A 9,933-nucleotide genomic window follows, 5' to 3' on the forward strand; every position below is an offset into this window, starting at 1 on the left:
GAGCGGGGCTCGCCCCAGCGGCCCGCGTGCCCGAGCAGCAACGCCTCGGTCAACTCCACGTCGTGACACCGATCGACCCGGACGCCGGCGCGCAGCAGCGTCGGGTAGACCGCCGCGGCGCTCGACCAGACCCAGCGCGGGTGCGCGGCGGCTTCACGCGCGGCGACCGCGGCGACCAGATCGGTGACGACCTCGGGCGGGCCGGTCGGTCGGCCGGTGGCGTCCAGCGGGCACAGCACTCCCCCACCCCGCTCGTCGGACACCACCGCCACCAGCACGAACGTGATTCTGCCTCTCCCGTCCGACAGAAACGGAGGCGCACCTCACCGCTGTCGGGTCGGTGGGCTGTCGGGGCCGGTCGGTAGCGTGACCGGGTGCCTCCGCAGATCCCGCATCCCGATCCTGGCACCCCCGACACCCGGGGCCCGATGCGATACCTCTGGTGGCTGGTCCGCTGCCAACCCTGGCGGGTGCTGCGCGGCAGCCTGATCGGCACGGCCTGGATGATCGGGCTCTCGGCCCGGCCCTACCTGATCGCCCGCGCCGTCGACGACGGGCTGCGCGAACGCGACACCCAGGCCCTGGCGCTCTGGGTCGCGGCGATCGTCGTCGCGGGCGTGGGCCTGTCCTACCTGGGCATCATGCGGCACCGCACGATGACCTTCATCCGGGAGGACGCCAAGGCCCGCTCGGCGGAGGTGCTGCTGCGCCACCTGTCCCGCATCGGCGCCGTGCTGCCCCGCCGGGTCGGGGCGGGCGAGGTGTCCACCATCGGCGGCTCCGACATCGACTGGACGGCGCAGGCACTGACGCTGACCGGGCCGGGCGTCGGCGCGGTCGTCGCGTACGGGGTCATCGCCGTGGTGCTCTGGTCGATCTCCCCGATGCTCGCGCTCTGCGTGCTGGTGGGGGTGCCGGCGGTCGGTCTGGTCGTGGGGCCGCTGCTGCGCCGCCTGGAGCAGGTCGAATCGGTCTACCGCCGGCAACAGGGCGCGCTCACCGCCCGATCCGGAGACATCGTGGCCGGGCTGCGGGTGCTCGCCGGGGTGGGCGGCCGGGACCTGTTCGCCCGGCGGTACGCGGCCCGGTCCCAGGAGCTGCGCGCCGAGGGTTACCGGGTCGGCGCGGTCAACAGTTGGATCGACGCGGCGACGGTCGCCATCCCCGGGTTGTTCCTGGCTGCCGTGGTGTGGCTGACGGCCCGGATGGCGGTGACCGGTGACGTCACGATCGGCGAGCTGGTCGCCGTCTACGGCTACGTGGCGACCCTGGTCGTGCCGGTCTGGTTCCTCCTTGAGGGCAGTTACGTGCTGATCCGAGGGCGGGTTGCCGCCCGGCGGATCGCCGACCTGCTCACCGTGACACCGGACGACGTCGGTGGCCCGGGTCGGCGGTGGCCGGGCTCCGTGCCGGAGACCCGGCGGCCGGACGACCCGGGAGCGCCTGACGGCCCGGCCGACCTGCACGACCCGGTGACCGGCCTGACCGTGCGCGCCGGCCAGCTGACCGGCGTGGCGGCAGACGATCCGGCGGCGGCCGTGGCGCTGGCCGACCGGCTCGGCCGGTACGTCGTCAGCGACGTCACCTGGGGCGGCGTGCCGCTGCGCGAGGTCGCCCTGGACGAGGTCCGCGCGCGGATCCTCGTCGCCGACCACGACTCCTACCTCTTCGGCGGAACGCTGCGCGACATCCTGGGCGCCGGGGCCGACGACGATGACGAACGGATCGGCGCGGCCCTGCGGACCGCCTCGGCGCAGGACATCGTCGACTCCCTGCCCGCCAGACTGGACACCCCGATCGACGCCCGCGCCCGGACGCTCTCCGGCGGTCAGCGCCAACGGGTCCGCCTGGCCCGGGCGCTGCACAGCGAGCCGGAGGTGCTCATCCTCGTCGACCCGACCTCGGCGGTGGACGCGCACACCGAGGCACGGATCGCCGAGCGGCTGCGGGCCGCGCGGGCCGGGCGGACCACCGTGGTCATCGCCACGTCACCGCTGCTACTCGGCCGGGCCGACCTGGTCGCGCACCTGAGCGCCGGCCGGATCACCGCCACCGGCAGTCACGCCGACCTGCTCGACCGTGACCCGGCCTACCGGCACCTGGTGGCCCGCGGCAGCGAGGAGGCGTACCGGTGAGCCGGCTGCCGGTGGCCGACCGCGGCACCGTACGCCGGGCCCTACGGGACATGATCAGCCGGCACCGGCGCGCCGTCGGGGTCGTGCTGGCGCTGCACAGCGCCGCTGCGGTCGCCGGGCTCGCCCCGCCGTGGCTGCTGGGCACCATCGTCGACCGGGTCACCGCCGGCGCGGGCGTGGCCACGGTGGACCGGCTGGCACTGGCCATCGCCGGCTGCGTCCTGGTCAGCGCCCTGCTCTCCCGGTACGCCCAGTACGCCGGCCACCGCTTCGGCGAACGGGCCGTCGCCGAGCTGCGCGAGGAGTTCGTCTCCCGGACCCTCGGGCTGCCCGTCTCGGTCGTCGAACGCGCCGGCGCCGGTGACCTGGCCACCCGCAGCTCGGTCGACGTGTCGACGGTCGGCACCACCGTCCGGGACGTGGTGCCCACCATCGTCATCGCCACGGTGCAGTTGACGTTGCTGTTCGGCGCGATCTTCCTGCTGCACCCGCTGCTCGGGCTGGCCGCGCTGGCCGGGCTCCCGTCGATCCTGGCGGTGACCCGCTGGTACCTGCGCCGGGCCAGCTCCGCGTACCTCGCCGAGGGCGCGGCGGCGGCCGAGCTGACCGAGACGCTGACCACCACCGCCGAGGGCGCGCGCACGGTGGAGGCGCTGCGGCTGGCCGACGACCGGGTCCGGCACGGCACCAGCCGCATCACGCTGGTGTGGCGGGCCCGACGGGCGACCCTCGCGCTGCGTACCGTGTTCTTCTCGGTCGTCGAGGCCAGCTACCCGCTGCCGGTCGCCATGGTCCTACTCGTCGGGGGCTACCTGCTCTCCCGGGACATGGTGTCGCTCGGCGCGGTGGTCGCCGCCGCGCTCTACCTGCAACAGGCGATCGACCCGTTGGACCGGCTGTTGCAGTGGACGGAGCAGGCGCAACGCGGCTTCGCGTCGTACGCCCGGCTGCTCGGCGTCGGCATGGTCCCGCCGGAACCACCCGGCACGACCGCCTCCTCACGGGGTGAGCGGCTCGTCGTCCGCGGGGCGCGGTTCTCCTACTCCGACGACGGGCCGGACGTGCTGCACGGCATCGACCTGGAGGTGCAGCCCGGTGAGCGGCTGGCCGTCGTCGGCCCGTCCGGCGCCGGCAAGTCCACCCTGGCCCGGCTGCTGGCCGGGATCGACGCGCCACGGCACGGCGTCGTCAGCATCGGCGGCTGCCCGGTCACCGACCTCGACCCGGCCGAACGACGCCGCCGGATCGCCCTGGTCACCCAGGAGCACCACGTCTTCATCGGCTCGGTACGCGACAACCTCTCCTTCGCCGCGCCCGACGCCTCCGACGAACAGATGCGCGCCGCGCTGCTCACCGTGGGCGCCGAGTGGTACGCCGAGCTGCCCGACGACCTGGACACCCAGCTCGGCGACGGGGCCCGGCAGCTCGGGGCGGCCGAGGCCCAGCAGCTCGCGCTCGCCCGGTTGGTGCTCGCCGACCCGCACACGCTGATCCTGGACGAGGCGACCGCCGCGCTCGACCCGTCCACCGCCCGACGCACCGAACGCGCGCTGGCCGCCGTGCTGGTCGGGCGGACCGTCATCGCGATCGCGCACCGGCTCAACACCGCGCACGACGCCGACCGGGTCGCCGTGCTCGCGGACGGCCGGATCACCGAGATTGGCAGCCACGACGAGCTGGTCGCGGCCGGCGGCGCGTACGCCGCCCTGTGGAGCTCCTGGCACACCCGGGTCGACGAGCGGTGAGGCGCCCTACTTCACCGCGCCGGAGGTGAGGCCGGCCTGGATCTGACGCTGGAAGACCGCGTACACGATGATCATCGGGAGGATGGCGATGGTCAGCGCGGCGAACAGCCCGGACCAGTCCGCCTCGTAACCGGCGTTGACCGAGATGTCGGCGATGCCCTGGGTGAGCACCCACTTGTCCTTGGCGTTGGAGAGCAGCACCAACGGAAGCTGGTACTGCGCCCACTGGCCGATGATGTTGAAGATCGCGACGCTGATCAGGCCCGGCTTCGCCATCGGCATCATCACCTGGAAGAACAGCCGGCTGTGCCCGCAGCCGTCGATCATCCCCGCCTCGGCCACCGACGACGGCAGCGTCTTGAAGAACGCGGCCAGGAAGAACACCGTGAACGGCAACGAGTACGCGGTGTAGACCAGTACCACGCCGGTATGGGTGTCCAGCAGACCCAGGTTCTTCACCACGAAGAAGAGCGGCACCAGGGCCAGGAACACCGGGAAGGCCAACCCCGAGACGAAGAGGAAGTAGATCGCCCGGTTGCCCCAGAACTTGTAGCGGGCCAGCACGTACGCGGCCATCGCGCCGAGCAGCATGGTGAGGAACGTGCTGCACGACACCACGATCACGCTGTTGAGGAAGTACCGCCCCACGTGCGCCTTGGTCCAGGCCCGCCCGAAGTTCTCCCAACGCAGCTCGGCCGGGAGCGTCCACGGGCTGCTGAAGATCTCGCTGGTGTTCTTGAACGCGGCGAGGAAGGTCCAGAGGATCGGCACGATCACGATCACCGCCCACACGGCGAGCGCGACGTGCCCCAGGCCGGCGAAAAACCGTACCTCCGAGCGGGGGCCCTTGGGCCCCGGCCCGGCGGGGGCGGACGGGTCACCGGTCTTCGGCGGCAGCGCCGCCGGCGTCGGCGGCAGCGTCGACTGCGGATTCATCAGTACTCCACGCTTTCCCGCTTGGTGAGCCGCAGCGTCAGCGCCGCGAACGTGAGGGTGAGGAAGAACAGCGCCACGCCCATCGCCGAGGCGTAGCCGTACTTCGAGTAGACGAACGCGTTGCGGTAGATCTCCATGGCCAGCACGGTGGTGGCGCCGTCCGGGCCGCCACCGTCCACCGAGAGCACCGCCACGATGGCGAACGCGTCGAACGCCGCGATCCCGAGGTACACCCAGGCCACCTGGAGGGTGTCCCACAGCAGCGGCAGGGTGACCCGGAAGAACAGGGTCACCTTCGTCGCCCCGTCCATCTCGGCGGCCTCGTAGATCTCACCGGGGATGGAGGCCATTCCCGCCGAGAAGAGCACCACGTAGAAGCCGACCGCCTGCCAGACCAGCACCGCGATGATCGACCAGAGGGCCAGGTTCGGCTTGATGAGGAAGAGGACCGGCTCCAGGCCGAACTTCATCAGCACGCCGTTGATCAGGCCGGACTCGTTCGGCCGGTACACCATCTGGAACAACACCGCGATGATGGCCACCGCCAGGACCTGGGGGAAGAAGAACACCACCCGGTAGAACTTCGCCCCCCAGACCCCCTGGCGTTGACCACCGCTGCTCTTGCCGCCCACGTTGAGCAGGAAGGCGAAGAACAGGGCGATGGCAATGGTGATCAGCGGCAGGGCAAGCAGCAGTACGCCGTGGTGCTGGACCGCCTTCCAGAAGGCGCCGTCGTCGAGCAGCCTCCGGTAGTTGTCGAAGCCCACCCACTGCGGGGCGGAAAGCCCTCGCCAGTTGGTCATCGAGATCTGGAACGCCTGCGCGTACGGCCAGATCACGAATGTCACGTACAGCGCGACCGGGGCGAACAGGAACCCGATCACGAATGGATACTTGCCGTGCCGCATGACCCTAGCTCCGATCGATCAGCGCTTGAACTTGGTGACGGAGCTGTCCTTCTTGATGGCGTCGGCGCGCTTCTGGATCCGCTCCACGAAGGCGTCCGCGTTGATCCGGCCGAACATCAGCTCGTTGGTGGCGGTACGCGCCTCCGTGTCGAGCTCCTTGTACCAGTTGTCGAAGAGCATGTTGAACACGTCCTTACCGGCTGCCTTCAGGGCCACCTGCGCGCTGGCCACACCCGGCGGGAACTGGAAGCCCTCGCTGCCGGCCGGCACGACCGTGGCCGCACCGACGGTCTCGGTGAAGCCCCGGGCGCCCGCCTTCGACAGCATCTGGCGCATGTACTCCAGGCCGCCACGCGGGTTCTTGCTCTTGGACGAAACGAAGTATCCCTCGCCACCGGCCGCCCGGATAGCGGCCGCCGGCAGCTTGTCCGACGCGGTGAGGCTGGGCACGGGCATGAGCTGGTAGGTGAAGCCCGCTGGCGTGTCCTTATTCTGCTCGTTCTCCAGCCAGTCGCCGGACGGGTAGAAGGCGACCTTGCCCTGGTTCTGTCGCAGCTGCACGTCGGTGTGCTTGAGCCCCTCGAAGCTCTTGTCCGAGTACTTGGCGCCGATCTCCGCCCATGCCTCGGCGGCCTGCTTGACAGCGTCCTGCTTCCAGGCGCCGTCCTCCAGGTTGTCGATGTTCTTCAGGACGTCGGCACCGCCGATCTTCGCGGCCTGGGTGAGGATCACGTTCCACTGGTAGTAGGCCGCGTTCGCCCCGGCGTAGCCGTACGGGGTGATGCCCTTGGCCTTGATCTGCTCACAGAGCGCCTTGAACTGGTCGAAGTTGGTAGGCGCGGTCCAGCCGTTGTCCTTGAAGAGCTTGCCCGAGTACCAGATGCCGTAGACGGTCGACACGTAGTACAGGACGAACGGCTTGCGCTGCCCGTCTGCGGTACTGAACATGCCCTGCTCGACGATGCCCGGGATGACGGTGTCGCGGACCTTCTTGCTCGGGTCGTCGACCGACGGCGCGTCCCACAGCTCGGTGAGATCCTGCAGCTGGCCGTCGTTGACGAGCGCACCGAAGTCGAGGAACTTCTCGCCCGAGTTGTTCACGAACTCCGGCGGGTTGCCGGAGGCGAACCGCGGCTGGAGCACGGTGGAGACGGCCTGGGTGGCCTGGTGCTTGATCTCCGCCTTGGGGAACGCCGTCTTGTACAGCGGCTCGTGCACGTCGGTGGCGTACTTCTCGCCGTAGCCACCGTTGAAGATGACCACCTCGATCGCGGCGTCCTCCTTGACGCCCAGCGGGTTCTTCTCGCTCTTCGTGCCGCCGGCGACCTGCTCGCTGTCACCGTCGCTGCCGCTGGTGGCGCAGGCGCTGAGCAGGCCGATGGCCGGAGTGGCGAGCATGCCCACGGCGGCGGCGCGACGCAGCACCGTGCGACGGTCGAGTGCGGCCGGGTGTTCGGGGGTAATCGACATCGTCGTCTCTCCTTGTGGAATTCGGGTCATGCGGTACGCCGGAGACGTCCGGCGTACCGCGACTCGAGGGCGAGGTTGTGCTCGTCCCCGCCGGGGACGTTGGCGGAGAGGTAGATAGGGGGTACCTCCCCGGCCTGGTGGAACCGTCGTACGACCTCCGCGGTCAGCAGCTGCGCCAGCAGCGCCGTGGTGACCGAGGAGACCGCACAGACCGCGCCGCCGCCCTCGAGCGGCAGCAGTGCATCGCCGTACGGCGCGCCATTGTCCAGCACGACGTCGGCGAGGTCGGCGAGCCGATGCCCGGACGGGTGCCGTGGAGCCACCCGTGCGGTGTGCTCGACCGAGGTGACCGCGATCAACGGGTGACCGCGCTCGGTGACCAGCGCCGCCAGCTCGACCACCGAGCCGTTGATGCCGGACTGGGACGCCACCACGAACACGTCGCGCGGCTGAGGCGCCGCGAGCGCGTAGATCTGGTGGGCGATGGAGGGATCACGTTCCAGCTTGGGGTCGGCGAGCACGTCGCGCGGGGCGTCACCGTGCATCACCAGGTCCCGCACCGAGAGCCGGTTGGTGGGGACCAACCCGCCGGCCCGGGCGACCAGCTCGGCGGCGAACGCCTCCGAGTGCCCGGCGCCGAACGCCTGGAGCACGCCGCCGTCGCGCAGACTGTCGGCGATCAGGTCGGCGGCCCGGGTGATCCCGTCGGCCTCCGAGTCGAGCAGCCGGTCGAGCACCGGGCGGACGGCGTCCGCGTACCCCTGGGCGCTGATCATGAATGGGCTCCCTTCGCTGCCTTGTGCCCGTCGACGGCCTGCGCGGTCCGCCGGAAGGCCGCGTGCGCGCGGTCGTGCGTGCGTTGGGCGACGGCGATGTAGAGCAGGTCGAGCACCACCAGCTGGGGGTGCCGGGCGGAGAGCGCGTCCGGCCGGAAGGTCGTCGCCTGGCTGGCCGTGAGCAGCACGATGTCGGCCAGCTCGGCCAACGGCGAACGGGGGAAGCCGGTGAGCGCGAGCGTCGTGGCGCCCCGGCTGCCCGCCTCGGCGAGCATCTCGATCGTCTCCCGGGTCTGCCCGGTGTGCGAGATGCCGAGCGCCACGTCCCCCGATCGCAGCAACGCGGCGCTGGCCAGCCCCTCGTGCACGTCGTTCCAGGCCCACGCCGCCACCCCGATACGATGCAGGCTGAACTGCATCTCCTCGCCGACCAGGGCGCTGCCACTGGCGCCGAAGATGTTCACCCGGCTGGCGCCGGCGATCGCCACCGCGGCCCGCTCCACCTCGGCGAGGTCGAGCAGGGTGGCGGTGTCGTGCATGGCCCGGGTGTCGGCGGCCATGATTTGGTCGAGCACCCGGGCCAGCGGGTCACTCGGCTGGATCTCCCGTCCGATGTCGACGGTCCAGCCGGCCGAGCGTGCCCGGCCGGTCTCGGAGGCGATGCCCAGTCGCAGGTCGGCGTACCCCTCGAAGCCCATCGCGCGGCAGAAGCGGGTGATGGTCGCCGGTGAGGTGCCGCTCCGCTCGGCCAGCTCGACGATTGTCGACCGGGCGGCGGCCTCCGGGTCGCTGAGCACGTGCTCGGCGACCCGGCGCAGGGCGCCGGTCAACTCGCCAAGGCCGTTGCGGACCCGGGCCAGCACCCCGTCGGAGGCCGAGACCCTCCGGTCGAGCACGTCGGCGTCGACCACCGCGGTCCCCGCGGCGGCGTCCACCTCGTGATCAACCATGAGTTGCCTCCGCTTTCCGAAAAGACTGTTAACTGTTAGTGGTAAAAGTTCTTACTGAACGGCCCTCTGTGTCAAGACTGTGGGCGAAGTTTTCAAACTGTTACCTGCCGCACAGGCCCCCAGGGCCGCCAAAACTTGCCCCGCACGACGCCGCCGACCAGCATGAACAAGCCAGATCGCCGTTCCGCGCAAGGAGACCCGTGCCGATGTCCGACACCGTCGTGGTGGGTCTCGATGTCGGCGGTACGTCCACCCGGGCGACCGCCCTCACCCTCACCGGGCAACGCGTCGGCACCGGCCGCGCCGGCGGCGGCAACCCCACCAGTCACGGTGCCGAACGCGCCGCCGCCGAACTGCTGACCGCGCTCCGCGAGGCGCTCACCGACCTCGACCCGACCCGGGTGGCCGCCGGCACCATCGGGCTCGCCGGAGCCGGCCGGCTGCTCGCCGACCCGGCCGGACGCGCCGCCTTCGACCAGGCCTGGCACGACGCCGGCCTGCGCTGCCCGTACGAGGTGCACGGCGACGCCCTGGTCGCGTACGCCTCCGGCACCGCCGCCCCGGACGGAACCATCCTCATCGCCGGCACCGGGGCGATCACCGCGCACGTCCACGAGCTGCGGCTCGACCGGATCGCCGACGGCCACGGCTGGCTCCTCGGCGACGCCGGCTCGGGCTTCTGGCTCGGCCGGGAAGCGGTGCGCCGGCTGCTCGCCGACCTGGACGCCGGCCGTGGGCTTGGTGCGCTGGCCACGACCGTGCTCACCGAACTCCTGGGCAGCGCGGACATCGCCGCCCGCCCCCGCGACACCGTCGACGCCACCATCCAGACGGTGACCCGTCGACCCCCCATCGAACTGGCCCGGCTCGCGCCGCTTGTCGTCGACGCCGCCACCCACGGCGACCCGGTCGCCGCCGCGCTGATCACCGACGCCGCCGCGCACCTCACCGAGAGCGTGAGCCGCATCCGCCCCGCCGGGGCGGTGACACCGATCGTGCTCGGCGGCGGCCTG

The 9,933-nt window shown here is 71.4% G+C and carries 8 protein-coding genes and 1 pseudogene; 3 read left to right on the plus strand and 6 right to left on the minus strand.

What is annotated here, in order from left to right; genetic code table 11:
• Positions 1-308, minus strand: a pseudogene (locus tag PSH25_RS22055) (bifunctional 3'-5' exonuclease/DNA polymerase); the annotation flags it as partial.
• A 120-nt stretch (positions 309-428) separates the two neighbouring features.
• Between PSH25_RS22055 and PSH25_RS22060 the strand changes: the two are divergent.
• Positions 429-2,135, plus strand: a complete 1,707-nt coding sequence (locus PSH25_RS22060) for an ABC transporter ATP-binding protein (RefSeq protein ID WP_238660888.1) — start codon at positions 429-431, stop codon at positions 2,133-2,135.
• 50 nt (positions 2,136-2,185) lie between these two features.
• Positions 2,186-3,880 carry an ABC transporter ATP-binding protein gene (locus PSH25_RS22065; protein ID WP_238660889.1) on the plus strand — a complete coding sequence of 565 codons (1,695 nt, stop codon included), beginning with the start codon at positions 2,186-2,188 and terminating at the stop codon, positions 3,878-3,880.
• A 6-nt stretch (positions 3,881-3,886) separates the two neighbouring features.
• Here PSH25_RS22065 and PSH25_RS22070 read toward each other — a convergent pair whose 3' ends face one another.
• The 5 genes from PSH25_RS22070 to PSH25_RS22090 are packed head-to-tail and all read right to left on the minus strand — an operon-like array spanning position 3,887 to position 8,920.
• On the minus strand, positions 3,887-4,816 hold the full coding sequence (locus PSH25_RS22070; protein WP_238660883.1) for a carbohydrate ABC transporter permease: 930 nt from the start codon (positions 4,814-4,816) through the stop codon (positions 3,887-3,889).
• The gene (locus tag PSH25_RS22075) at positions 4,816-5,724 is read right to left on the minus strand and encodes a carbohydrate ABC transporter permease (RefSeq protein WP_238660884.1); all 909 of its coding nucleotides are present in this window, start codon (positions 5,722-5,724) and stop codon (positions 4,816-4,818) included. Before PSH25_RS22075 ends, PSH25_RS22070 begins: the two co-directional genes overlap by 1 nt.
• Positions 5,725-5,742: 18 nt before the next feature.
• The gene (gene ngcE / locus PSH25_RS22080; protein WP_238660885.1) at positions 5,743-7,194 is read right to left on the minus strand and encodes an N-acetylglucosamine/diacetylchitobiose ABC transporter substrate-binding protein; all 1,452 of its coding nucleotides are present in this window, start codon (positions 7,192-7,194) and stop codon (positions 5,743-5,745) included.
• 26 nt (positions 7,195-7,220) lie between these two features.
• Positions 7,221-7,970: a sugar isomerase domain-containing protein gene (locus tag PSH25_RS22085; protein WP_091403970.1), complete on the minus strand. Its 750-nt coding sequence runs from the start codon at positions 7,968-7,970 to the stop codon at positions 7,221-7,223.
• Positions 7,967-8,920 carry a MurR/RpiR family transcriptional regulator gene (locus tag PSH25_RS22090; protein WP_238660886.1) on the minus strand — a complete coding sequence of 318 codons (954 nt, stop codon included), beginning with the start codon at positions 8,918-8,920 and terminating at the stop codon, positions 7,967-7,969. Before PSH25_RS22090 ends, PSH25_RS22085 begins: the two co-directional genes overlap by 4 nt.
• Before the next feature lie 206 nt (positions 8,921-9,126).
• Here PSH25_RS22090 and PSH25_RS22095 point away from each other — a divergent pair.
• A partial coding sequence (locus PSH25_RS22095; RefSeq protein WP_238660887.1) for an N-acetylglucosamine kinase occupies positions 9,127-9,933 on the plus strand: 807 nt, incomplete at its 3' end.

The organism is Micromonospora foliorum, assembly GCF_022229015.1.
GTDB lineage: Bacteria > Actinomycetota > Actinomycetes > Mycobacteriales > Micromonosporaceae > Micromonospora > Micromonospora foliorum.

What these genes read in the sequence shown, in the direction of transcription:
- PSH25_RS22060 (WP_238660888.1), top strand. Translation starts at nt 429, where the DNA reads ATGCGATACCTCTGGTGGCTGGTCCGCTGCCAACCCTGGCGGGTGCTG.
- PSH25_RS22065 (WP_238660889.1), top strand. Translation starts at nt 2,186, where the DNA reads ATGATCAGCCGGCACCGGCGCGCCGTCGGGGTCGTGCTGGCGCTGCAC.
- PSH25_RS22070 (WP_238660883.1), bottom strand. Translation starts at nt 4,816, where the DNA reads ATGAATCCGCAGTCGACGCTGCCGCCGACGCCGGCGGCGCTGCCGCCG.
- PSH25_RS22075 (WP_238660884.1), bottom strand. Translation starts at nt 5,724, where the DNA reads ATGCGGCACGGCAAGTATCCATTCGTGATCGGGTTCCTGTTCGCCCCG.
- ngcE (WP_238660885.1), bottom strand. Translation starts at nt 7,194, where the DNA reads ATGTCGATTACCCCCGAACACCCGGCCGCACTCGACCGTCGCACGGTG.
- PSH25_RS22085 (WP_091403970.1), bottom strand. Translation starts at nt 7,970, where the DNA reads ATGATCAGCGCCCAGGGGTACGCGGACGCCGTCCGCCCGGTGCTCGAC.
- PSH25_RS22090 (WP_238660886.1), bottom strand. Translation starts at nt 8,920, where the DNA reads ATGGTTGATCACGAGGTGGACGCCGCCGCGGGGACCGCGGTGGTCGAC.